Here is a 23,568-nt window from a genome sequence, read left to right as displayed (position 1 = left end):
GATACTAAACGTCTAATAGCAGACGTGCAGGATCTTCTAGAAGCTCTTTGATGGTCACTAGGAAGCCAACTGATTCACGGCCATCGATTAGACGGTGGTCGTAAGAAAGCGCTAGGTACATCATTGGTAGAATCTCTACCTTGCCATCAACAGCCATTGGACGGTCTTGGATTTTGTGCATACCCAAAATTGCCGCTTGAGGCGGGTTGATGATTGGCGTAGACATTAGAGAACCAAATACACCACCGTTTGTGATAGTGAAGTTGCCGCCCATCAGTTCATCAACCGTTAGCTTGCCGTCACGACCTTTGATTGCTAGCTCTTTGATGCCTTTTTCGATATCAGCGAAACCTAGTGTGTCACAGTCTTTGAGTACTGGAGTCACTAGACCACGTGGCGTAGATACCGCCATGCTGATGTCGAAGTAGTTGTGGTAAACGATATCTGTACCATCAATAGAAGCGTTCACTTCTGGGAAACGCTTCAGTGCTTCTGTTACTGCTTTCACGTAGAAAGACATGAAGCCAAGACGCGTATCGTGACGTTTCTCGAATTGGTCTTTGTACTGCTTACGAAGGTCCATGATTGGCTTCATGTTCACTTCGTTGAAAGTAGTCAGCATTGCTGTGCTGTTTTTCGCTTCTAGAAGACGGTTTGCAACTGTCTTACGCAGGCGAGTCATAGGCACGCGTTTTTGGCTGCGAGCCGCTGCTGGCGCTTCAACTGCTGGTGCAGATGCTGCTGCCGGAGCCGCTTTCGCTGCTGCTAGGTGTGCGTCGATGTCTTCACGAGTAATACGACCACCAACACCAGTGCCTTTAACGTCAGCTGGTTGTAGGTTGTGCTCAGCAAGCAGGCGACGAACAGCTGGGCTTAGCGCGTCGTTGTTCTCTTCTGTTAGCGCAGCTTTATGGCGCTTATCAGGAGATGCTTCTGTATCTTCAGTGGTGTCTTTCGTTGGTTCACCAGCGACAGCACCCGGCTTGATTTTAGCCAGAAGCTGCTTAGAAAGTACCGTAGCACCCTCTTCTTCGATGATAGCTTCCAGAACACCCGCTTCAGGAGCCGGTACTTCTAGAACTACTTTATCTGTTTCGATATCTACAATGACTTCATCACGTGCAACCGCTTCGCCCGGTTTTTTGTGCCAAGTAGCAACTGTTGCATCAGCCACAGATTCAGGTAAATCTGGAACCAGAATTTCAATTGTCATGTGCGTATTTTCCTTTTACTTCTAGTTCTTAAGTAGGGTCAAAGCGTCGTCAACTAACGCTTTTTGTTGTTTCAAGTGTACTGACATATAGCCAACAGCTGGTGATGCTGATGCAGGACGACCTGCGTATTGAATATCAGCACCTACTGGGATAGCAGCTCGGAAATTATGTTGGCTACTGTACCAAGCACCTTGGTTTTGTGGCTCTTCTTGACACCAAACGTAATCGACTACATTTGTGTATTGTGCGATGGCAGCTCTCACATCCTCATAAGGGAACGGGTAAAGTTGCTCAATACGTACAATAGCGACATCGTCTTGCTCGTTCTTACGTCTTTGGTCAAGCAGGTCAAAGTAAACCTTACCTGAACAGAACACGACGCGTTTTACGTTCTCAGGCGCCAGGTCATCAATTTCTGCGATAGCTGGTTGGAACGTGCCTTCTGCCAAATCTTCAAGAGAAGAAGTACACAGAGGGTGACGAAGCAATGACTTAGGTGACATTACAATCAGTGGACGACGCATTGGTCGAACAACCTGACGGCGAATCATGTGGTAAACCTGAGCTGGTGTTGAAGGAACAACAACCTGCATGTTTTGTTCAGCACATAACTGAAGGTAACGCTCAAGACGTGCAGAAGAGTGCTCCGGGCCTTGGCCTTCATAACCGTGAGGAAGCAGCATAGTTAGACCACATAGACGTGCCCACTTTTGCTCACCTGATGAAATGAATTGGTCGATAACAACTTGTGCACCGTTTGCGAAGTCACCAAATTGAGCTTCCCAAAGGGTTAGACCGCTTGGCTCTGCTGTCGCGTAACCATACTCAAATGCGAGTACCGCTTCTTCAGATAACACAGAGTCAAACACTTGGAATGGCCCTTGTTTATCATGAATGTTCGCAAGAGGAACATACGTGCTTGCATCTGATTGATTGTGCAGTACTGAGTGACGGTGGAAGAACGTACCACGACCTGAATCTTGGCCTGAGATACGAATACGCTTACCGTCGTCAACAAGTGTTGCGTATGCCAGAGTTTCAGCCATACCCCAATCGACTTGTTTCTCACCATTCACCATGGCAGTACGATCGTTGTACAGTTTATTTACTCGGCTTTGCAGCTTGTGGCTGTCCGGGTATTGACAAAGTTTGGTACCAAGCTCTTTCAGGCGCTCGATATCAATCTTGTTATCCCACTCGATGTTCCAGTCGTGACCTAGGTAAGGAGACCAGTCTACTGAGTGAAGTGCCATTGGACGCCACTCTTTAACCACAACTTCACCGTGATCAAGTGCATCACGATATTCGTTAACTAGCTGAGTTGCTGTATCAATACCAAACTCACCGCGCTCCATTAGCACGTCAGCGTAAAGCTTACGTGGTGTTGGGTGCTTCTTGATTTTTTGGTACATCAAAGGCTGTGTTGCATTCGGCTCATCGGCTTCATTGTGACCGTGGCGACGGTAACAAACCAAATCAATAACAACATCACGCTTAAACGTATTACGGTAATCCAATGCAAGACGCGCAACAAACGCAACCGCTTCTGGATCATCAGAGTTAACGTGGAAAATCGGAGCCTGAACCATCTTCGCGATATCGGTACAGTACATCGTAGAGCGTGTATCGCGAGGGTTAGACGTTGTAAAACCAACTTGGTTGTTTACAACGATACGAACCGTACCACCTACACAGAAACCACGAGCTTGAGACATGTTAAACGTCTCTTGTACTACACCCTGACCAGCGATAGCTGAGTCACCGTGGATAGTAATTGGAAGTACACGGCTACCATCATTATCACCAAGGCGATCTTGACGTGCACGTACTGAACCGATAACTACCGGGTTTACGATTTCTAAGTGAGATGGGTTAAATGCTAGTGCTAAGTGAACGTTGCCGCCTGGCGTTGCGAAGTCCGCAGAGAAGCCTTGGTGGTATTTCACATCACCAGTACCCCACGTGTCATCGTGCTTGCCCGCAAACTCGTCAAACAGGTCTTGTGGCTTTTTACCAAGCACGTTGACCAACATGTTTAGACGACCACGGTGAGCCATACCAACAACAACTTCACGCATGCCTTGTCCGCCAGCATGACGAATAATTTCTTTCGTCATTGGGATAAGAGCATCACCACCTTCCAACGAGAAGCGTTTTGCGCCTGGGAATTTCGCACCAAGATAGCGCTCAAGACCTTCAGCAGCAGTTAGCTCTTCTAGGAAAGCTTGCTTTTCTTCTTTGTTGAAAGAGGGTTGACCAGATACAGACTCTAAACGTTGTTGGATCCAACGCTTTTGCTCTGTATTTGTCATGTGCATGTATTCAGCACCAATAGAGCCACAATACGTTTGCTTTAGAGATTTGTAGAGATCTTTAAGCACCATCGTCTCTTGGCCAATGGCGTAAGAGCCGACGTTGAACGTCTCATTGAGGTCATCTTCGGTAAGAGTGTGGAAAGAAGGGTCCAGTTCATCAACTGTCGCTCTTTTCCATAAACCTAGGGGGTCTAGATTTGCTGCTTGATGCCCTCGGAATCGATAGGCATTAATAAGTTGCAGAACCTTTACTTGTTTCGCATCGACATCTGGATCACTAACTTGGACACTGTAATGCTTTGTTTCTTGAGCGAGTCGACGGAAGTATTCACGAACACGAGAGTGTGGTTGTTCCACTGTCTCTGAAGCTTGCACAGGCAGTTCTTCAAAAACACTTCTCCATTCGTCACTTACCGAATCTGGGTCACTTAGATACAGTTCATAGAGTTCTTCTACGTACGTTGCATTGGCGCCAGCCAAGTGTGAAGACTCGAGCCATGCCTTCATCACGCCGTTGTGCATATTTTCCCTTAACCAGTAGTTTTCACGTTTGCTGCGGTCTATGCCGAGCTATTAAAAGGCCGCCCCAAAACTTCTAGGGCGGCAATTTTTATATAACTTAAACCGAACGATTCACTAGCATGGTCTTGATGTGACCAATAGCTTTCGTCGGATTTAATCCCTTAGGACAAACACTTACACAATTCATGATGCCATGGCAACGAAAAACGCTAAATGCATCATCAAGATCGGACAAACGTTCGTCTGTCGCTGTATCTCGGCTATCAATTAGCCAACGGTACGCTGCAAGCAGGCCTGCTGGTCCGATGAATTTGTCAGGGTTCCACCAGAATGATGGGCATGACGTTGTACAACATGCACACATGATACATTCGTACAATCCATCTAAATGAGCACGCTCATCAGGGCTTTGTAAGTTTTCACGAGCCGGTGGCACATTGCCATCAGACACTAAGAATGGCTTCACTTTTTCGTAGTTATCGTAGAACTGAGTCATGTCTACAATCAGGTCACGAACAACGGGTAAGCCAGGCAGTGGGCGAATCACAATCTTGTCTTGGCCCGAAAGCGCAGACAATGGCGTGATACACGCTAGGCCATTTTTACCGTTCATGTTCAAACCATCCGAGCCACATACACCTTCACGGCATGAGCGACGGAATGAGATTGTTGGGTCTTGCTCTTTCAACAGAATAAGCGCATCCAAAAGCATCATGTCTGAACCTTCATCCACTTCTAGAGTGTATTCCTTCATATAAGGTTTCTGGTCGACATCTGGATTGTAACGATATAAAGAGAAATTCAGTTTCATGGTCATATCTCCTTAGTACGTACGTGCTTTTGGTGGGAACGCTTCACGATGGATAGGTTCCATGTTTACACCACGCTTAGTCATGCTCTCTGACTCTGGGTTGTAAAGTGAGTGGCATAGCCATTGCTCATCATCACGGTCAGGGAAATCGAATCGAGCGTGTGCGCCACGGCTCTCTGTACGGAAATTTGCAGCAACAGCCGTTGCGAATGCCGTTTCCATCAAGTTTTCAAGCTCTAGACACTCGATACGTTGAGTGTTGAACTCTGTAGACTTATCAGATAGGTGTGCATTTTTCAGACGCTCGCGAATCGCTTTTAGCTCTTCTAGGCCTTCAGCCATTGCTTTGCCTTCACGGAATACTGAGAAGTTGTTCTGCATACATTGCTGAAGATCTTTACGGATTTGCGCTGGATCTTCGCCGTCTGTGCTGTTTTCCCAACGGTTGTAACGCTCTAGTGAACGCTCAATGTCAGCTTCAGTTGCAGGTTTCGCTTCGTCTTGCTTCTTCAGTGTCTCACCTAGGTGTAGACCTGTCGCACGACCAAATACCACCAAATCAAGCAGTGAGTTACCACCTAGACGGTTGGCACCATGTACTGATACTGATGCGATTTCACCACAAGCAAATAGACCTTGGATTTCAACATCGCTGCCGTCTTCGGTTTGCTTAATAGCTTGACCAGAAACTTGTGTTGGAACACCACCCATCATGTAGTGACATGTCGGGATTACTGGGATTGGCTCTTTCACTGGATCAACGTGAGCAAAGGTACGAGAAAGTTCACATACACCAGGAAGACGAGATTCAAGCGTCTCTTTACCTAAGTGATCAAGCTTAAGCTTAATATGTGGACCCCAAGGGCCATCGCAACCACGACCTTCACGAATTTCAACCATCATTGAACGAGCAACAACATCACGACCCGCTAAGTCTTTAGCGTTTGGTGCGTAACGTTCCATGAAGCGTTCGCCGTCTTTATTGAGAAGGTAACCACCTTCACCACGACAACCTTCCGTTACCAATACACCTGCACCAGCGATACCCGTTGGGTGGAACTGCCACATTTCGATGTCTTGCATAGGAACGCCAGCACGAATCGCCATACCAACACCGTCACCAGTATTAATATGTGCATTGGTTGTTGATGCGTAGATACGACCAGCACCTCCGGTAGCAAGGATTGTTGCCTTCGCTTTGAAGTAGCAAACCTCACCGGTTTCCATGCAAAGCGCAGTAGTACCTAAGATTGCACCATCTTCGTTCTTAACAAGATCCAGTGCATACCACTCAGAGAAAACAGTCGTTTTGTGTTTAATGTTTTGTTGGTAAAGCGTGTGAAGCAGAGCGTGACCAGTACGGTCGGCTGCAGCTGCGGTACGAGCCGCTTGCTCACCACCAAAGTTTTTAGATTGACCACCGAAAGGACGCTGGTAAATAGTACCGTTCTCAAAACGAGAGAAAGGTAGGCCCATTTTTTCGAGTTCGATTACCGACTCAGGACCGTTTTTACACATGTATTCGATAGCGTCTTGGTCACCGATGTAATCAGAACCTTTTACTGTGTCATACATATGTTGTTCCCAATGGTCTTCATGCGCGTTACCAAGAGCAACAGTGATGCCGCCTTGCGCTGAAACCGTATGAGAACGAGTAGGGAAAACTTTAGAAAGCAATGCACAAGAAAGGCCTTGCTCAGAAATTTGCAGTGCGGCACGCATACCTGCACCACCAGCGCCGATAACTACGGCATCAAACTCACGAACAGGAATAGTCACTTACGCACCCCACAAAATAAACAGACCAGAGAAGAAATATCCAAGAAGAACTGCAACAACACCGACTTGAAGACCAACACGCAGTTTTGCGCATTTGATGTAGTCAGTTAGTACTTGCCATAGGCCGATCCACGCGTGAACCAAAACAGAAGTAAGCGCTAACATGGTGAAGACTTTAGTGAAGGTTCCACCAAAGAATTGCGTCCAAGATGCGTAAGAGATATCACCAGAGAAAGCACAGAAGCTAACTAGGTAGATAGTGTAAAGCGTCATAATGATGGCAGTTGCACGAATCAATAGATAATCGTGGACACCATTACGACCAAAAGTAGAAACGTTGTTTACCATACTAAGATCCCCGCTAGTAGAGACAATACCGCTGTTGCTGCGAATGCAACCTTAGCGCTCTTAGCGCCAGATTCCAGCTCTTCAAAGTGACCAAGGTCCATAAGAAGGTGACGAATACCACCAGCAATGTGGTAAGCCAAAGCGGTTAAAATGCCCCACAGAATAAACTTCACGAAGAAACCATCGACAATGTCGCTAGCTTCGGCAAAGCCTACTGGGGATGAGAGGGAAATGGATAGTAACCAAAGCAGAATTCCAATCGCGACAAAAGTTATCACCCCAGACACACGGTGTAGGATGGAAGCTATTGCTGTGATTGGAAAGTGGATGGTCTGTAAATCTAAATTAACAGGTCTTGTCTTTCTTTCTTTCACGGGCTTGCTCACTCAGCTCCATTGAGCATTATGGTCATTAAATAACCTTATGATATTGTTATGGACAAAATTTGATTGTAAACCTTCAAAATTTAACATTAACTTAACAAATAACTGAAGTTGAGCCTTAGATAATTGTAAAATAATTGTTAACTGCTCGATTAAGAAAGACACCTCACATTTCTTCTTAGCCTTGCATTTATAAGGTTTTAACCAAACTTTTCAGCGTCACTATACGACTGGCAACATTCTAATACAATTGATGTAACAAATAATGCTACACAGACCAGATTTTTAACGAATTTAATGTAAAAAACACTAACAAGTGCACACAAAGCTTCAGAAAAATTGACTTTCCCACGTAAGACCAGTAAAAAAATGGCACATAAACATCCTGGACGGATTAAATAATAAACAAAGGAGATTGTTATGGCGGATAAGAAAGCTACCCTTCACATTGAAGGTCAAGCGCCAATCGAGCTGCCGATTACAGAAGGTGTACTTGGTACTCCAGTGATCGATGTTCGTACACTAGGTTCTAATGGTTTTTTCACTTTTGACCCTGGTTTTCTTGCCACTGCATCCTGTGAGTCTCAAATCACTTTTATTGACGGTGGAAAAGGCATTCTTTTACATCGTGGTTATCCAATCGACCAACTTGCCAATAACGCTGATTACTTAGAAGTATGTTACATACTTCTTTACGGTGAAGCCCCATCTCGAGCTGAGTACGAAAAGTTCAAGACTACCGTGACACGTCACACTATGGTGCACGAGCAAATCGCTAGTTTCTTCCACGGCTTCCGTCGTGACGCTCACCCTATGGCTGTAATGTGTGGTGTTGTAGGCGCTCTAGCGGCGTTCTACCACGACTCACTTGATGTCAACAACGATACACACCGTGAAATTGCGGCATACCGCCTGATTTCAAAAATGCCAACACTGGCTGCAATGTGTTACAAATATTCAATCGGTCAGCCGTTTATCTACCCACGTAACGACCTAGGCTACGCAGAAAACTTCTTACACATGATGTTTGCAAACCCATGTGAAGAGTATGAAGTGAACCCTATCGTTGCTCGTGCAATGGATAAGATTTTCACTCTACATGCTGACCACGAACAGAACGCTTCTACGTCTACAGTGCGTCTTGCTGGTTCATCTGGTGCTAACCCGTTTGCGTGTATCGCAGCAGGTATCGCATCACTTTGGGGCCCAGCTCACGGCGGTGCAAACGAAGCTTGTCTGCGCATGCTTGAAGAGATCGGTAGCGTAGATAACATTGAAGAATACGTTGCGAAAGCAAAAGACAAAGATGACCCATTCCGTTTGATGGGCTTCGGTCACCGTGTTTACAAGAACTACGACCCACGTGCAACAGTAATGCGCGAAGCGTGTCACGAAGTGCTTAAAGAGCTAAACATCCAAGATCCACTACTAGACGTGGCGATGGAACTTGAGCGTATCGCTCTTTCTGATGAGTACTTTGTTTCTAAGAAGCTATACCCGAACGTAGATTTCTACTCAGGTATCATTCTGAAAGCAATCGGTATTCCAGTATCTATGTTTACAGTAATCTTCGCGATGTCTCGTACCATCGGTTGGATTGCTCACTGGAACGAAATGCACAGCGATCCGACGAACCGTATCGGTCGTCCTCGTCAGCTATATACTGGTGAAGAACAACGTGACTTTAAAGCACTTCACGAACGTGAATAGTTGCTATAAATCATAATGTTAAAAGGGGTTGATGTGAGAACATCAACCCCTTTTCTTTTGTACGCTCTCAACTTCGTCATCCTCAAGAATGCGAAGTGAACGAATAAAATAATATCGTCATCCCCAAGAACGAGGGACGAATGAGTTGGGGATCTCCTTAAGCGAGCAGATAAACTATACAGGTTACCTGCTCAATTCTAGAGAACGACGCATACACTCGACTCGTACCCCTTATCTCGCATCTGCTCTTAAACTGGGTTATCGATATCAATAAACTCAACATCCAAGCCATGTTCTTCCGCTAACCATTCACCTAACGCTTTTACACCGTATCGCTCAGTCGCGTGGTGGCCAGCAGCAAAATAATGAATGTCTTGCTCGCGTGCTGAGTAAGTAGTGCGCTCAGAAATTTCACCAGAAATAAAAGCATCAATGCCTTGAGAAGCCGCTAGCTCAATGTAGTCTTGACCACCACCAGTACACCAACCGACGGTCGTTATCATTTTGTCTTGGTTTTCTGGAGCGATATGCAGTGGTTTACGATTTAGAGCTTGATCGATTTTTGCTGCGAATTCAGTACCTGTCATTGGTGTTTTTAATTTACCAAACATAGCAACCGATTGTGGGTGCCCTTCCAAACCGCCTTCGACTTCTATCTCAAGTAACTCCGCCAGTTTCGCGTTATTACCAAGCTCAGGGTGGATATCAAGCGGCAAGTGATAACCTAAAAGATTGATGTCATTTTTAATCAAGGTACGAATGCGCTTACCCTTCATGCCACGAATCGCTTCTGACTCGCCTTTCCAGAAAAAGCCGTGATGGACTAACAAAGCGTCTGCGTTCAGTTCTACCGCTTTATCAATCAAGGCTTGAGAAGCTGTTACACCAGTAACGATTCGCTTCACTTCTGTCGCGCCTTCAACTTGAAGACCATTAGGACAGTAATCTTTAATCTGCTGTGGCTGCAGTTTTTCGTTAAGTAGCTTTTCTAATTGTAAGTTAATCATTTTTCTTTCCAGCTTACCTTTATAATAACGTCGTTATATCAATTTACGGGTAGAATGTCGAAAGCCCCACGATGAGTTTATGAGGAAGAGATGACAGCACTGCAACGTTTTTACCAATGGGTCATCGACTCACCGCCATTACTAGAAATCAAGCCACCGGTTTCGGATCTCAGTGCATTCTCTAGCAACCATGCCATCGACTCATCACATACTTATGAGGGTAATCCTAGATTAGGTTTCCTCTACCAATATCTATGCGAGCAAGTGATCGCTGCCTCACCGAATTACTCGATAAAGCACGACGAGATTCAGATCAATGTGGAAGGCAGAACTCTCGGTGCAATCGACTTTATTCTTAAAGAAGAGAGCAGCCAAAAGCTGGAACATTGGGAAGTGGCGATTAAGTTTTATCTGCTCCACGAACAAACATGGTTTGGACCCAACTCTCACGACCAATTGGATAAGAAACTCGACAGGATGCTCAGCCACCAACTCGAAATGTCCTCTTCTGCCGCCTTTGTTGAGCAATATCCAGAAATCGATGTCGACTCAAAACACTTACTGATGCAAGGTCGTCTGTATACCAACCCTTTCTTAGAGCAAAACATACCGACAAAATGCTTGGGCTATGACATTAACCCAAGCCAAGTAAACGGCTTTTGGTGCTATCAAGATCAGGCTCATTTAATCAGTGAACCACTGTATCCACTCACCAAAGAGCAATGGGCAGCAGGGACGGATGATTTCAGCAGTCAGCCTATCACCGAGTTCGGTGATCGCTTCGTCCATGGGCAAACAAAGTCGGGGCAATTCTGGTTTGTGATGCCACAAAGTTGGCCACACGGTTAGTCGTCTGAGCTAACTCAGTTACCTTTTCCCGCTTATACGTAACTAACACAAACAAAAAGGGCTGATGCTTTCACATCAACCCTTCTTCTATTTACGTAGCAACTCTAGTAATCGAGATTCGATTATAGGCCAGCCGCTGCAAATACTTGGTTCACAATCTCTTGAGCTTCTGCTTCGATTGCTTTCAGGTGCTCTTCACCCTTAAAGCTTTCACAGTAGATCTTGTAGATGTCTTCAGTGCCTGATGGACGAGCAGCAAACCAGCCGTTCTCAGTTGTCACTTTCAAGCCACCAATCGCAGCACCGTTACCTGGAGCGTGTGTTAAGCGTGCAGTAATTGCATCACCAGCCAACGTCTCAGCAGAAACCATCTCTGGAGATAGTTTCTTCAGCACGTCTTTCTGTGCACCATTTGCTACCGCTTGAATACGGTTGTACTTAGATTCACCGTGTTTAGCAGCCAGCTCTTCGTAGTATTCTTGTGGGTTCTTACCTGTCACTGCTGTGATCTCAGCCGCAAGCAAGCAAAGAATCAGGCCGTCTTTATCTGTTGACCAAGGCGTACCGTCTTTACGTAGGAAAGAAGCACCTGCACTCTCTTCACCACCGAAACCAAACTGACCGTTGTAAAGGCCATCAACGAACCATTTGAAACCAACTGGCACTTCACAAAGTTCACGACCTAAGTCTGCTACTACACGGTCGATCAATGCGCTTGATACCAAAGTTTTACCAACAGCAACCTCTTTACCCCAACCTTCACGGTTACGGTATAGGTAATCGATACAAACCGCTAGGAAGTGGTTTGGGTTCATTAGGCCTTTAGGCGTAACAATGCCGTGGCGATCGTAATCAGGGTCGTTACCAAACGCTAGTGCGTATTCATCTTTAAGTGCAAGCAAACCTGCCATTGCGTATGGAGAAGAACAGTCCATACGAACTACGCCATCTTTATCTAGAGACATGAATTGGAATGAAGGGTCAACCGCTTCACTTACCAGAGTAAGATCTAGATTGTACGCTTTACCAATTTGACGCCAGTAATCAATACCGCTGCCACCCAGTGGATCAACACCAATCTTGATGTTTGCTTTCTGGATCGCTTCCATATCCACGACGTTAACCAAATCAGCGACGTATGGCGCGACTAGGTCAACTTCTTTTACTAGCTCAGACTGTTTAGCCTGTGCGATAGGCGTACGCTTAACACCTTGCATTTGCTCAGCAATGATCACGTTCGCACGGTCTTCAATCGCTTGAGTCAGTTCAGCTTCAGCTGGGCCACCGTGTGTCGGGTTGTATTTAATACCGCCGTCTTGAGGTGGGTTATGTGAAGGCGTGATAACAATGCCGTCGGCTTTTTTGTCATTCACTAGGTTGTGCGTAAGAATCGCGTGCGAGATACCAGGTGTTGGAGTAAAGCCGTTGTTTTCTTGAATAATAACTTCAACACCGTTCGCTACAAGCACTTCGATAACCGTAGAGAACGCAGGCTCAGATAGAGCGTGAGTATCTTTACCTAAGAAAAGAGGGCCAGTTGTACCTTGCTCGGCACGAACTTCAGCAACCGCTTGTGCAATTGCTAGAATGTGGTTTTCGTTAAATGTTGATTTGTCTGCTGTACCGCGGTGACCTGAAGTACCGAAAAGTACTTTATGATCAGGGTTCGTAGCATCCGGTTGCTGTAAGAAATAGTTAGCAACTAAAGCCGGGATATTATGAAGATCTTCCTGCTGAGCTTTCTGCCCAGCACGAGGGTGCATAGCCATTTTTCGACATCCTTATATATAAAATTTTAAAACAAAAAAACCTCATAATATCTTCTTATCCATGGATATTATGAGGTTTAAATCAGATTTCGTTAAATTGAACCTGTTACTTTTTCTATCAATTCTGCTTGGAAATTCATGCGGCTCATAAGCTGCTCAACCATCTGTCTTTTTCGGCTTGTATTGTTATTAGTAATAACCCAAAAAGGACTTTGTGGAATAGCTTTAGGCTTAGTCGTGTTGCCGTTTGCTAGCAACGTCGCTTCGTTATCTGCAAAGTAAACGCGCTTACGGCCTTTTACTTGAGTTGCTTCTGAAAAGCTTAAAGGGTCGATTTTATGCAGTGTTGATAACACAAGCATGAAACGATCAATGGCTTTCTTTAGTGATGCAAACTCATCTGATATTAGTAGTGAGCGCATTTCTTTAACGCCATCGAACTTCTCTGGAGTAAAGCCTACCTCTTTGCTAACAACGATACCTTTTGGCTCAACGATCTCTTCGATCGGAGCCATGCCTTGGCTATCAACCTGTAACAAGCGGCGCAGAATATCTGAAGCGCTTTCGCCAATACGTTCTGTCTGACCCGCAATAAAACGGTATAGGTCCTCATCAACCTCAATTGTTTTCATTCGCTTTTCACAATCTCAATGTTTAAACTCTGGGGGATTATAGCGAGATCCGCGCGGATACTCTACGTCAAACCCACCATGAATAAGATAAAAATGTCAGTACAGCTCAACTATAAAATTGAAGGTGAGGGTCACACCATTGTTTTGATCCATGGATTATTCGGTAATCTGGACAACCTTGGCTTGCTCGCTAGGGATCTAAAAGCCGATCATCAGGTACTTAGTATCGATCTCCGCAACCACGGTCAATCCTTCCATAGTGACACTCATAACTATCAAGCGATGGCACAAGACGTGGCTCAACTGCTGCATGATCTTAAGTCAGAAGACGTCACTGTGATTGGTCACTCGATGGGTGGCAAAGTAGCGATGGCACTGACACAACATCTTGCGCTGCATAAATTGATTGTCTTGGATATGGCTCCGGTCGCGTACACTCAGAGTCGCCACGACAACGTATTCGCAGGCCTGCAAGCCGTGATAGAAGAAGAGCCGACTTCACGCTCAGATGCACTCAAGGTTCTCGCAAAACATATCGAGATCGATGGCGTTCGCCAGTTTTTAACCAAATCTTTGTTCAAAACAGAGCAAGGCATCATGGAATGGCGCTTCAATGTTGCTTCGTTATTGAGCAACTACCCACATATTATTGGTTGGGAACCGATCGAGAAAACCTCGGTCAAAACCTTGCTCATTAAAGGTGGGGATTCAGATTACCTCACCGCAGAACATCAAGCAGCCGTTCAGCAGCAATTTTCTAACGCAAAAGCGCATGTCATTGCCAACACAGGTCACTGGCTGCATGCTGAAAAACCAGCAGAAGTACTTAGAGCAATTAGAAAATTCATCGCTTAACTGCGCTTTTTCGTGCAGATAAATGAGAGCTGTGTAATTACTGCAGATTAACTTTATCTCACAACAGTGATATAGTGCGCCCAAGCAAAATTGGTATATAAGGTTCCCATGCTTTACGACTACATGAACATCATCGAATCTGTTGGTTTAGATCTCCTGTTTGCCGCGATTTTCTTTTTAATCGGTATGGCAATTAAGGACGTTCTCAAGCAGGGAAATGTTCCTCCATTTGGTCGTCGCATCGTATGGTTAGTACTTTTCCTTGGCTGTGCGGGTTTTATCGCCAAAGGGATAATCCAACTAAGCTGGGAAGGAACTGGGATCTAACGATTCTCTTCCGAACTTTATTACACCGACAACAGACAAAATGAAAGGTAATGATTCTATGGCAAGTGTAGGTCTCTTCTTTGGTAGCGATACAGGTAACACTGAAGCTGTTGCTAAGATGATTCAAAAGCAATTGAGCAAACAGCTCGTTCACGTTCAAGACATTGCAAAAAGCAGCAAAGAAGATATCGATAACTTCGATCTACTGCTGCTTGGTATCCCTACGTGGTACTACGGCGAAGCACAATGTGATTGGGATGACTTTTTCCCAGAGCTAGAAGCTATTGATTTCTCAACTAAGCTTGTTGCTATCTTTGGTTGTGGCGACCAAGAAGATTACGCAGAATACTTCTGTGATGCTATGGGTACTATCCGTGACATCGTTGAAGCGAAAGGCGGTACTATCCTAGGTCACACATCAACTGAAGGCTACGAATTCGAAGCATCGAAAGGTTTAGTTGAAGGCGATGACAGCCAATTCGTTGGTCTATGTATCGATGAAGACCGTCAACCTGAGCTAACTGATGAGCGCGTATCTAACTGGGTTAAACAAATCCACGAAGAGATGTGCCTAGCAGAGCTAGAAGACTAATTCTCTAGTGGTTGTTAATTGTTACAGTTAATAACCATTATGTAGATATGAAAAAACCTCCTTATAGGAGGTTTTTTGCTATTTAAAATCTATTAATTAGCACTCAGCCTCTAATGCTTCATCATCATCTCTAAATTGCGGCTTCTTTCTTACATAGAGGGTGCGTTGAATTTCTGAAACCACATTACCCTGCTTATCTTTCACGTGAATAATAAATTCGGGGAAGCACTTTTCACCGAGTTGCGTCTGACGATAGATATCGTCAAGCTGCCCTTGCCTTATCTCAAAATCTGCATACAAGTCCGATTGCCCCGGCTTGATGAAGTTAATGCTCGCTTCTTTATCCCAAACATAATATCGTTCACCTAAAATTCCCATTAACATCAATGAGTAAACGGGATCGGTAAGAGAAAAGATACTGCCGCCATATTGAGTACGATTGGCGTTCTTATTCCACCAGCGTAGCTTAAGTACCGTCTTAACAACCCTAAAGTCAGTGCTAATGTGGGCTATTCGAATACCCGCTCCCCAAAAGGGAGGCCAAATATTAAGAGCAAATTTTACAATGTTGGGTTTATATATTTTTGCGAGTTGCTTATTCATAACAACATTCCATGTTCATATCAGAAACACCGTCACCTTGACTGGTCGTACCTCCACTATAAGTGAGATACTTCCAATTTACAAAACAGATTGTGATGTCAGTAAGTAACCCTTTGAAGTTCGTGGTTTATTGTTATGCCTGACTAAACTATAATGGTATTAATATTGAATTCTGTTAATTGCTGCAGATCATCAACAGGAAAGTATATGTCAGACAATAATCAAGCGCTAAAAGATGCAGGTCTTAAAGTGACCCTTCCACGGCTCAAAATTTTAGAAGTATTACAACAGCCAGACTGCCAACATATTAGTGCTGAAGATTTATATAAGAAGCTGATCGACCTAGGTGAAGAAATCGGTCTTGCAACCGTTTATCGAGTACTTAACCAATTCGATGACGCTGGCATTGTAACTCGTCACCACTTCGAAGGCGGCAAGTCTGTATTTGAACTTTCTACACAGCACCACCACGACCACCTTGTATGTTTAGATTGTGGCGAAGTGATCGAATTCTCTGATGACATCATCGAAGAAAGACAGAAAGAGATTGCTCAGCGTTACAACGTGCAACTAACAAACCACAGTTTGTACTTGTACGGCAAAAGCATTAACGGAGATTGCAAAGGCAATCCAGACGCGCATAAAGCGAAGTAGTAATACAGAACGCTGGCTTAGGCCGGCGTTTTTTATATAGGGCATCATAAAGTATCCATGAAAAGAATCCCGCTAGTTAAGGCTTTTACTTTAATTGAGATGTTGGTTGTTGTAGTGATTATTGCAGTGCTTGCTATTGTTGCCCTTCCCCGTTTTCTTAACATTCAAACCGATGGCCGTATCGCTCTGTTTGACGCTGCTCAATCTCAATTTCAAACTGCGATCACGTTTGCTCACAGTAAATGGCTGGTCAGCGGCGGCGGCAACGCTGAAATGAATGACATGCCAGGTTTTGGGGAAGACGGAGACGGCAATGCTCAATTGGACATAAATGACGTCGGCTACCCACTCGGCGTCGATAAAGGCAACCCTATGGGGCAGCCTTACAACATAGGTCAAGGTGACCAAGGGTGTGTGTCAATATGGAATGCCATTATGACAACCGACCTGACCGCTACTACAGACCCGAACCAGTCCAACAATTTTGATTTTATTACCCGCCGTCAAAACCATAGTTTTGTTGCCAAAGACGGTACTCCTCAAAACAAACTCGCGCTTTGCTACTTCATCTACACTGGAGTCGATTTCGACAGCGATCCTGGTAATGCAGGTTATGTTTTCTGGTATAACTCACGCACGGGTGAAGTAACCCAACAAGACCCTAATAATCCCTAAAACTCTGGCTCTAGTGCTTAAAACGCTAGTTGGTCACTAGAAACACCTTGGTAATCAAATTTAAGACACAAAAAAACCGGCTCTAAGCCGGTTTTTTATTGGGTCGTTTTTAACAAACTAAATACTCAAGCATTAAGCTTCAGTTTTACCCCATGTGTCACGTAGACCAACCGTGCGGTTGAAGACTAGTGCATCTGCTTTAGAGTCTTTCGAATCCACACAGAAGTAACCTGTACGTTCAAACTGGTACGCTTGCTCTGCCACACCTTCTGCTAAGCTAGGTTCAACAAAACCATTTAGCGTAACAAGAGATTCAGGGTTTAGCGTTGCAGCGAAGTCATCAGCAGCGGCTGGGTTTGGCACTGTGAATAGACGATCGTACAAACGAATCTCAGCAGGCAGTGCTTTATCAGCAGATACCCAGTGGATAACGCCTTTCACTTTGCGGCCATCTGCAGGGTTCTTACCCAATGTTTCATTGTCGTAAGAACAGAAGATAGTCGTAATGTTGCCTTCTGCATCTTTTTCGATACGTTCAGCTTTGATCACGTAAGCACCACGCAGGCGAACTTCTTTACCTAGAACCAAACGCTTGTACTTTTTGTTTGCTTCTTCACGGAAGTCGTCACGTTCGATCCAAACTTCGCGTGTAAATGGAACTTCACGAGTACCCATTTCTGGCTTGTTCGGGTGGTTTGCAACCGTTAGCGTTTCTACTGTATCTGCTTCGTAGTTTTCGATAACGATCTTAACTGGATCCAGAACAGCCATTGAACGAGGTGCATTTTCGTTCAGATCATCACGGATGCAAGATTCAAGTGAACCGAACTCAATCATGTTCTCTTGCTTAGTTACACCAATACGCTTACAGAATTCACGAATCGAGCTTGAAGTAAAACCACGACGACGTAGGCCAGAAATAGTAGGCATGCGTGGGTCATCCCAACCTTGAACTAGGTTTTCAACCACAAGTTGGTTCAGCTTACGCTTAGACATCACTGTATATTCAAGATTCAGGCGGCTAAACTCGTACTGACGAGGTTGGCAGTCAATCGTGATGTTATCTAGAACCCAATCGTACAAACGACGGTTATCTTGGAATTCAAGCGTACAGATAGAGTGCGTAATACCTTCCAGCGCATCAGAGATACAGTGAGTAAAGTCGTACATTGGGTAAATGCACCACTTGTCAGCCGTTTGATGGTGGTGAGCAAAACGAACACGGTAGATAACAGGATCGCGCATAACCATGAACGAAGAGCTCATGTCGATCTTAGCACGTAGACACGCTTTACCTTCTTCAAAGCCACCGTCACGCATTTTTTCAAACAACGCTAGGTTCTCTTCAGGGCTGCGGTCACGGTATGGGCTCGCTTTACCAGGCTCTTTTAGCGTGCCACGGTACTCACGGATTTGATCAGGACTTAGCTCGTCAACATACGCTAAGCCTTTATTAATTAATTCCACAGCATAAGCGTAAAGCGTATCGAAGTAGTTTGATGAGTAACAAATATCACCAGACCATTCGAAGCCTAACCAGCTTACATCATTCTTAATTGACTCAACGTATTCAACGTCTTCTTTTTCAGGGTTTGTATCATCGAAACGAAGATTACATTGTCCCTGGTAGTCCTGAGCAATACCAAAGTTCAAGCAAATAGATTTAGCGTGACCAATGTGCAGGTAGCCATTTGGCTCCGGCGGGAAACGAGTATGCACGCTACTGTGTGTACCATCCGCTAAATCTTTATCAATAATTTGGCGAATGAAATTCGATGGACGAGCCTCAGCTTCACTCATCTATAGCACCTCTATGTATTTAGTATTGTCAGAGAAAGTTATCTTTCGTCCCCAAGAAAACGGTCGCTTATAGCGCCAGTCAAAGATAGAAAGATCATTGTTGCTAATCATCCACAATTCTTAGCCTTTGCACAATAAGAACCGTCCGTTAATTGCGATTATTTCTGCTATTCGATGAAGAATAGAACGAACCGTGTTCGCTGGTCTTAAACTGCAGGCACAAAAAAGCCTCCCATGTGGGAGGCTTTCAATTTGACACTTACTTAAGAGTAACTTTACGTCTTAACTAAGTACTTCCCTTACTGTGGAAGTTTTACATCAGATAGGTCTTCGCCTGCACCAATAGCTTTCATTTCGCCAGCTACGATTTCAGCTAGTGGGCCTAGGATAACCTGTAGGTTGTTTTCACCTAGTTTAACCACACCTTTAGCACCAAGTTTCTTAAGAACAACTTCATCTGCAACAGAGCGGTCTTTAAGAGTTAGACGTAGACGAGTGATACAAGCGTCGATTGAAGTTAGGTTGTCGTGACCACCTAGAGCTTTCAGGTATTGACGTGCAAGGTCGCCCTTTGGTGCTTCGCCAGCAGGAGCTGCAACAGCTTCGTCATCATCTTCACGACCTGGCGATTTCAAGTTGAAAGCGCGGATTGCGAAAGAGAAAGTGAAGAAGTATAGAGCACCGAAGCCAAGACCGATTAGTAGTAGTACGAATGGTTTAGTTGCTAGACCCCAGTTCAATACGAAGTCGATAAGACCAGCAGAGAAACCGAAACCGTGCAGAGTACCAAACATGTTAGCAACTACTAGAGACAAACCTGTAAATACAGCGTGCATTGCGTATAGAGCAGGAGCTAGGAATACGAACATGAATTCTAGCGGCTCTGTGATACCTGTTAGGAATGAACAGAATGCAACTGAGAATAGTGCGCCACCAACTTGGCTACGTTTTTCTGCAGGAGCAGCTAGGTACATTGCAAGTGCAGCACCTGGTAGACCGAACATCATTACTGGGAAGAAACCGTTCATGAATACGCCAGCGCCTTTATCGCCGCCGAAGAAACGGTGTAGGTCGCCAGATTTAACTGTTTCAGTTACTTCTTTAACAGTTGCAACAATTTCTGGGTTAACTGAGTTAGCAAATTCAAATGTGTACTCTTGACCAACAACTAAAGTTTTAGCTAGTGCAGGGTCAACACAAAGTTGAGAGAAGCCTTCTGCAGCAACTACGATCTCTTGACAAGAGCCCATACCGAACCAGAAGTACGAGTTCAGTACATGGTGTAGACCTACTGGGATAAGTGCACGGTTAAGAGTACCGTAAACAAATTGACCGATAGCGCCAGACGTTGAAACTGCGTGAGCAAGTGCATCTAGACCAGATTGAACAGCAGGCCATACAACACCAAAGATTGCGCCAGCAACTAGAGCAAATAGACCAGCCATAATAGGAACTAGACGTTTGCCAGAGAAGAATGCTAGCCACTCTGGAAGACGAGTCGCGTGGAATGCATTGTAAGAGTGACCTGCGATGATACCTGCAAAGATACCGCCGAAGAATGACATATTTACACTAGCATCGATGTTTGTTGCGGTTGCTGTCAGAACAAAGTAAGCAACTGCACCAGCAAGACCTGCTGCGCCGTTACCGTCTTTAGAAAGACCAATAGCTATACCCAAACCAAACAATAATGGTAGTTGACTGAAGATTGCGTTACCAGCAGATGCCATGAATGCGATATCGAGTAAGTCTGGTTGACCCAGACGTAGCAGCAATGCCGCAATCGGAAGCGTTGCGATTGGTAGCATTAACGCCTTACCAAGCTTCTGCGCATATCCTAGAATATTCACCAGTTGTTTCCCCCTATAGGATTTTTTAGAATTCGTTTGAGAAACTTATTTTAGTCGCTCAATTTAGTCCTATTCAGTGTATTCAATTAATTTTGCTCCGCAAATTAAAACCTTACCATTTGTGATCCTAATCACCAGTTTTTACCAAATCCAGAGGTTTTTGCTAGCGAGATCATAAAACTTATTTTATCATTCAAAAAAATGAACATTTATGGATAAAATCCAAATCTAATCATTAGGCAAAAAGATGGTAACTCCGGGCTTATAGAGCACCGTGAATAATCATTATTGATGGACCTAAATGTATAATAAAAATCAATTGTTCATATGTTTTTCAACAACTTAAATCGCTTCTCATTTTGAAGCCGTTTGCCCATAAAAGATAAATCGTTACGTAAATGATGCTCGCAAACTAAGTCCGCATTTAGGTAACGAACGAATTTAAAAGATCTCACGAAATAAGGATTAGCTGACTATGTACGCGCTAAGTAACTGTAAAATTTACACTGGTAGTGATGTTCTAACCGATCATGCTGTTGTAATCGAAAACGAACTGATCAAAAAAGTCTGTCCTATCTCTGAATTGCCAGAAGGAATCGAGCTTCGCGACCTAGACGGAGCAAACCTAAGCCCAGGTTTCATTGACCTACAACTGAATGGTTGTGGCGGTGTAATGCTTAACGATGAGATCACTGCAGAAACCATGCAGATCATGCACAAAGCAAACCTGAAATCTGGCTGTACTAGCTTCCTACCAACGCTTATCACCTCTTCAGACGAAGATATGCGTGCGGTTATTACGGCAGCTCGTGAATACCATAACCAGTACCAAAACCAATCTTTAGGTCTGCACCTTGAAGGCCCTTACCTAAACGTTGCGAAAAAAGGCATCCATAGCGTCGATCACATTCGTAAATCTGACAACGAAATGATTGAGCTTATCTGTGAGAACCGTGACCTTGTTGCAAAAGTAACATTGGCTCCAGAGCTTAACGACCCTGAACACATCGAACGCCTGCACAAAGCTGGCGTTGTCGTTTCTATCGGCCACACCAACGCAACTTACGCAGAAGCGCGTCAAGGTTTCGAATCTGGTATCACGTTCGCCACTCACCTGTTCAATGCAATGACGCCGATGGTTGGTCGTGAGCCTGGCGTTGTTGGCGCGATTTACGATACTCCTGAGGTTTACGCTGGCATTATTGCCGACGGCTTCCACGTTGATTACGCAAACATCAGAATTGCGCATAAAATCAAGGGAGAAAAGTTGGTATTAGTGACGGATGCCACAGCTCCTGCAGGTGCTGACATGGAATACTTTATTTTTGTCGGTAAGAAAGTATATTACCGTGATGGTAAGTGTGTTGATGAAAACGGCACACTGGGCGGCTCAGCTCTGACTATGATTGAAGCAGTTCAGAATACAGTTGAGCACGCTGGTATCGCTTTAGACGAAGCTCTTCGCATGGCTACGCTATACCCAGCTACGGCTATCGGTGTAGAAAGCAAGCTAGGTCGAATCAAAAAAGGCATGGTTGCAAACCTAGCTGTATTTGACCGAGACTTTAACGTTAAAGCGACTGTTGTTAACGGACAATACGAGCACAATTAAGTATGAATGGCGGACAAATAGGTAACGTAGACTTAGTTAAACAACTAAACAGTGCGGCGGTATACCGACTTATAGACCAACAGGGGCCTATCAGTCGTATACAAGTGGCTGATGTAAGCCAACTCGCACCGGCAAGTGTTACAAAAATTACCCGCCAACTTTTAGAGCGCGGCCTAATTAAAGAGGTTGCGCAGCAAGCGTCTACTGGCGGTAGACGCGCTATCTCCCTAACCACAGAAGTAGAGCCTTTTCATTCTGTTGCTGTGCGTTTGGGTCGAGACTACATTCAAATAAGCCTGCATGACCTTGGTGGTCGTGAATTGGCTTTCCAACAGCAAGACCTGAATTATTCAGACCAATCAGACCTTACCCAAGGCTTGGTCAATAACCTCAAAGCTTTCATTGCTGAGCATCAACCAAAGATCGATCAACTGATTGCTATTGGTGTCACGCTTCCAGGCTTGGTTAACCCAACGACCGGTGTTGTTGAGTACATGCCGAATACCGACATCGATAACCTCGCATTAAGCGACATTATTCGCGATACATTCCATGTTGCTTGTTTTGTTGGTAACGATGTTCGTGGAATGGCGCTTGCTGAGCACTACTTCGGTGCAAGTAAAGATAGCCAAGATTCTATTTTGGTCAGTGTTCACCGTGGTACAGGTGCAGGTATTATCGTTAATGGTCAGGTTTTCCTAGGTCATAACCGTAATGTGGGTGAAATTGGTCATATCCAAATTGATCCGCTAGGCGAGCAATGCCAATGTGGTAACTTCGGCTGTCTTGAAACAGTAGCGGCAAACCCAGCTATCGTTGAACGCGTGCAGAAGCTGATTAAACAAGGCTATGAGTCTTCTTTAACAGAGCTTGAGCATATTACGATTCAAGACGTTTGTGACCACGCGATTAATGGTGATGAGCTAGCCAAGCAAAGCTTAGTTCGAGTAGGAAACCAGTTAGGTAAGGCTATCGCGATGACGATTAACTTATTTAACCCTCAAAAAGTTATCATTGCTGGTGATATTACCAAGGCACAAGAGATTGTTTTTCCTGCAATTAAGCGCAATGTAGAGAATCAGTCGTTAACGACTTTCCATAGCGGCCTGCCTATTGTAGCATCACAGATCGATAAACATCCTACGATGGGAGCTTTTGCTATGATTAAGCGCGCCATGCTTAACGGCGTGTTACTGCAGAAGCTTCTCGAAGACTAGAGAAAACAATTCTGATTTTCCGCGGGCCGTGTTTGTATAAACAC

At 44.7% G+C, this 23,568-nt stretch carries 21 protein-coding genes; 9 read left to right on the top strand and 12 right to left on the bottom strand.

Annotated features, from left to right (window positions below; genetic code table 11):
* Positions 1–4: 4 nt before the first annotated feature.
* The 6 genes from odhB to sdhC form a co-directional block, all read right to left on the bottom strand.
* Complete coding sequence (gene odhB / locus AB4558_RS08850) at positions 5–1,213, bottom strand: 2-oxoglutarate dehydrogenase complex dihydrolipoyllysine-residue succinyltransferase (RefSeq protein ID WP_017056410.1); 1,209 nt, start codon at positions 1,211–1,213, stop codon at positions 5–7.
* 21 nt (positions 1,214–1,234) lie between these two features.
* On the bottom strand, positions 1,235–4,051 hold the full coding sequence (gene sucA / locus AB4558_RS08845; RefSeq protein ID WP_017061946.1) for a 2-oxoglutarate dehydrogenase E1 component: 2,817 nt from the start codon (positions 4,049–4,051) through the stop codon (positions 1,235–1,237).
* Between the two features lie 97 nt (positions 4,052–4,148).
* Complete coding sequence (locus tag AB4558_RS08840) at positions 4,149–4,862, bottom strand: succinate dehydrogenase iron-sulfur subunit (RefSeq protein WP_010436773.1); 714 nt, start codon at positions 4,860–4,862, stop codon at positions 4,149–4,151.
* A 12-nt stretch (positions 4,863–4,874) separates the two neighbouring features.
* The gene (sdhA, locus tag AB4558_RS08835) at positions 4,875–6,641 is read right to left on the bottom strand and encodes a succinate dehydrogenase flavoprotein subunit (RefSeq protein WP_048606450.1); all 1,767 of its coding nucleotides are present in this window, start codon (positions 6,639–6,641) and stop codon (positions 4,875–4,877) included.
* Positions 6,642–6,989 carry a succinate dehydrogenase, hydrophobic membrane anchor protein gene (gene sdhD / locus AB4558_RS08830; RefSeq protein WP_010436768.1) on the bottom strand — a complete coding sequence of 116 codons (348 nt, stop codon included), beginning with the start codon at positions 6,987–6,989 and terminating at the stop codon, positions 6,642–6,644.
* Positions 6,983–7,375 (bottom strand): succinate dehydrogenase cytochrome b556 subunit, encoded by a 393-nt coding sequence (gene sdhC / locus AB4558_RS08825; RefSeq protein ID WP_017061948.1) that lies wholly within the window; start codon positions 7,373–7,375, stop codon positions 6,983–6,985. The genes sdhD and sdhC overlap by 7 nt, the downstream gene beginning before the upstream one ends.
* A 417-nt stretch (positions 7,376–7,792) precedes the next feature.
* On the opposite strand from sdhC, the gene AB4558_RS08820 reads away from it, so the two are divergent.
* The gene (locus AB4558_RS08820) at positions 7,793–9,082 is read left to right on the top strand and encodes a citrate synthase (RefSeq protein WP_017061949.1); all 1,290 of its coding nucleotides are present in this window, start codon (positions 7,793–7,795) and stop codon (positions 9,080–9,082) included.
* A gap of 248 nt (positions 9,083–9,330) precedes the next feature.
* On the opposite strand, the gene AB4558_RS08815 is transcribed toward AB4558_RS08820, so the two are convergent.
* Positions 9,331–10,089, bottom strand: a complete 759-nt coding sequence (locus AB4558_RS08815) for a Nif3-like dinuclear metal center hexameric protein (protein ID WP_017067382.1) — start codon at positions 10,087–10,089, stop codon at positions 9,331–9,333.
* A 90-nt stretch (positions 10,090–10,179) separates the two neighbouring features.
* On the opposite strand from AB4558_RS08815, the gene AB4558_RS08810 reads away from it, so the two are divergent.
* Positions 10,180–10,938 (top strand): DUF1853 family protein, encoded by a 759-nt coding sequence (locus AB4558_RS08810; RefSeq protein WP_017061951.1) that lies wholly within the window; start codon positions 10,180–10,182, stop codon positions 10,936–10,938.
* Positions 10,939–11,060: 122 nt separating this feature from the next.
* On the opposite strand, the gene pgm is transcribed toward AB4558_RS08810, so the two are convergent.
* Entirely contained in the window at positions 11,061–12,707 is a 1,647-nt protein-coding gene (gene pgm / locus AB4558_RS08805) for a phosphoglucomutase (alpha-D-glucose-1,6-bisphosphate-dependent) (RefSeq protein WP_061034159.1), read from the bottom strand.
* 92 nt (positions 12,708–12,799) lie between these two features.
* Positions 12,800–13,339, bottom strand: a complete 540-nt coding sequence (gene seqA, locus AB4558_RS08800; protein WP_017061953.1) for a replication initiation negative regulator SeqA — start codon at positions 13,337–13,339, stop codon at positions 12,800–12,802.
* Positions 13,340–13,432: 93 nt separating this feature from the next.
* Here seqA and AB4558_RS08795 point away from each other — a divergent pair, with 93 nt between their 5' ends.
* From AB4558_RS08795 to fldA, 3 genes are all read left to right on the top strand, one after another.
* On the top strand, positions 13,433–14,194 hold the full coding sequence (locus AB4558_RS08795) for an alpha/beta fold hydrolase (protein WP_017061954.1): 762 nt from the start codon (positions 13,433–13,435) through the stop codon (positions 14,192–14,194).
* Between the two features lie 108 nt (positions 14,195–14,302).
* Positions 14,303–14,521 carry a DUF2788 domain-containing protein gene (locus AB4558_RS08790; RefSeq protein WP_004737900.1) on the top strand — a complete coding sequence of 73 codons (219 nt, stop codon included), beginning with the start codon at positions 14,303–14,305 and terminating at the stop codon, positions 14,519–14,521.
* 58 nt (positions 14,522–14,579) lie between these two features.
* The gene (fldA, locus tag AB4558_RS08785; protein WP_010436745.1) at positions 14,580–15,113 is read left to right on the top strand and encodes a flavodoxin FldA; all 534 of its coding nucleotides are present in this window, start codon (positions 14,580–14,582) and stop codon (positions 15,111–15,113) included.
* A gap of 96 nt (positions 15,114–15,209) precedes the next feature.
* On the opposite strand, the gene AB4558_RS08780 is transcribed toward fldA, so the two are convergent.
* Positions 15,210–15,716, bottom strand: a complete 507-nt coding sequence (locus AB4558_RS08780; protein ID WP_017061955.1) for a DUF4442 domain-containing protein — start codon at positions 15,714–15,716, stop codon at positions 15,210–15,212.
* Positions 15,717–15,923: 207 nt separating this feature from the next.
* Between AB4558_RS08780 and fcrX the strand changes: the two genes are divergently transcribed.
* The gene (gene fcrX / locus AB4558_RS08775) at positions 15,924–16,370 is read left to right on the top strand and encodes a ferric iron uptake transcriptional regulator FcrX (protein ID WP_017061956.1); all 447 of its coding nucleotides are present in this window, start codon (positions 15,924–15,926) and stop codon (positions 16,368–16,370) included.
* A gap of 57 nt (positions 16,371–16,427) precedes the next feature.
* A complete protein-coding gene (locus tag AB4558_RS08770; RefSeq protein ID WP_032547229.1) occupies positions 16,428–17,045 on the top strand; it encodes a prepilin-type N-terminal cleavage/methylation domain-containing protein in 618 nt (205 codons plus the stop codon).
* 132 nt (positions 17,046–17,177) lie between these two features.
* Here AB4558_RS08770 and glnS read toward each other — a convergent pair whose 3' ends face one another.
* The gene (glnS, locus tag AB4558_RS08765; protein WP_372074669.1) at positions 17,178–18,845 is read right to left on the bottom strand and encodes a glutamine--tRNA ligase; all 1,668 of its coding nucleotides are present in this window, start codon (positions 18,843–18,845) and stop codon (positions 17,178–17,180) included.
* A 299-nt stretch (positions 18,846–19,144) separates the two neighbouring features.
* Entirely contained in the window at positions 19,145–20,695 is a 1,551-nt protein-coding gene (gene nagE / locus AB4558_RS08760; RefSeq protein WP_032545860.1) for an N-acetylglucosamine-specific PTS transporter subunit IIBC, read from the bottom strand.
* 475 nt (positions 20,696–21,170) lie between these two features.
* Here nagE and nagA point away from each other — a divergent pair, with 475 nt between their 5' ends.
* Both nagA and AB4558_RS08750 read left to right on the top strand, forming a co-directional pair.
* Positions 21,171–22,307 (top strand): N-acetylglucosamine-6-phosphate deacetylase, encoded by a 1,137-nt coding sequence (nagA, locus tag AB4558_RS08755; RefSeq protein WP_017062193.1) that lies wholly within the window; start codon positions 21,171–21,173, stop codon positions 22,305–22,307.
* Positions 22,308–22,309: 2 nt separating this feature from the next.
* Positions 22,310–23,524, top strand: a complete 1,215-nt coding sequence (locus tag AB4558_RS08750) for an ROK family protein (RefSeq protein ID WP_017062194.1) — start codon at positions 22,310–22,312, stop codon at positions 23,522–23,524.
* The last annotated feature ends 44 nt before the right edge of the window (positions 23,525–23,568 follow it).

Source organism: Vibrio sp. 10N.222.51.C5 (assembly GCF_041474575.1).
Lineage (GTDB): Bacteria > Pseudomonadota > Gammaproteobacteria > Enterobacterales > Vibrionaceae > Vibrio > Vibrio crassostreae_C.
The sequence above is the reverse complement of the archived record's forward strand: the minus strand, read 5'-3'. Positions and strand labels throughout refer to the sequence as shown.

What these genes read in the sequence shown, in the direction of transcription:
- odhB (WP_017056410.1), bottom strand. Translation starts at nt 1,213, where the DNA reads ATGACAATTGAAATTCTGGTTCCAGATTTACCTGAATCTGTGGCTGAT.
- sucA (WP_017061946.1), bottom strand. Translation starts at nt 4,051, where the DNA reads ATGCACAACGGCGTGATGAAGGCATGGCTCGAGTCTTCACACTTGGCT.
- AB4558_RS08840 (WP_010436773.1), bottom strand. Translation starts at nt 4,862, where the DNA reads ATGAAACTGAATTTCTCTTTATATCGTTACAATCCAGATGTCGACCAG.
- sdhD (WP_010436768.1), bottom strand. Translation starts at nt 6,989, where the DNA reads ATGGTAAACAACGTTTCTACTTTTGGTCGTAATGGTGTCCACGATTAT.
- AB4558_RS08820 (WP_017061949.1), top strand. Translation starts at nt 7,793, where the DNA reads ATGGCGGATAAGAAAGCTACCCTTCACATTGAAGGTCAAGCGCCAATC.
- AB4558_RS08815 (WP_017067382.1), bottom strand. Translation starts at nt 10,089, where the DNA reads ATGATTAACTTACAATTAGAAAAGCTACTTAACGAAAAACTGCAGCCA.
- AB4558_RS08810 (WP_017061951.1), top strand. Translation starts at nt 10,180, where the DNA reads ATGACAGCACTGCAACGTTTTTACCAATGGGTCATCGACTCACCGCCA.
- pgm (WP_061034159.1), bottom strand. Translation starts at nt 12,707, where the DNA reads ATGGCTATGCACCCTCGTGCTGGGCAGAAAGCTCAGCAGGAAGATCTT.
- seqA (WP_017061953.1), bottom strand. Translation starts at nt 13,339, where the DNA reads ATGAAAACAATTGAGGTTGATGAGGACCTATACCGTTTTATTGCGGGT.
- AB4558_RS08795 (WP_017061954.1), top strand. Translation starts at nt 13,433, where the DNA reads ATGTCAGTACAGCTCAACTATAAAATTGAAGGTGAGGGTCACACCATT.
- AB4558_RS08790 (WP_004737900.1), top strand. Translation starts at nt 14,303, where the DNA reads ATGCTTTACGACTACATGAACATCATCGAATCTGTTGGTTTAGATCTC.
- fldA (WP_010436745.1), top strand. Translation starts at nt 14,580, where the DNA reads ATGGCAAGTGTAGGTCTCTTCTTTGGTAGCGATACAGGTAACACTGAA.
- AB4558_RS08780 (WP_017061955.1), bottom strand. Translation starts at nt 15,716, where the DNA reads ATGAATAAGCAACTCGCAAAAATATATAAACCCAACATTGTAAAATTT.
- fcrX (WP_017061956.1), top strand. Translation starts at nt 15,924, where the DNA reads ATGTCAGACAATAATCAAGCGCTAAAAGATGCAGGTCTTAAAGTGACC.
- AB4558_RS08770 (WP_032547229.1), top strand. Translation starts at nt 16,428, where the DNA reads ATGAAAAGAATCCCGCTAGTTAAGGCTTTTACTTTAATTGAGATGTTG.
- glnS (WP_372074669.1), bottom strand. Translation starts at nt 18,845, where the DNA reads ATGAGTGAAGCTGAGGCTCGTCCATCGAATTTCATTCGCCAAATTATT.
- nagA (WP_017062193.1), top strand. Translation starts at nt 21,171, where the DNA reads ATGTACGCGCTAAGTAACTGTAAAATTTACACTGGTAGTGATGTTCTA.
- AB4558_RS08750 (WP_017062194.1), top strand. Translation starts at nt 22,310, where the DNA reads ATGAATGGCGGACAAATAGGTAACGTAGACTTAGTTAAACAACTAAAC.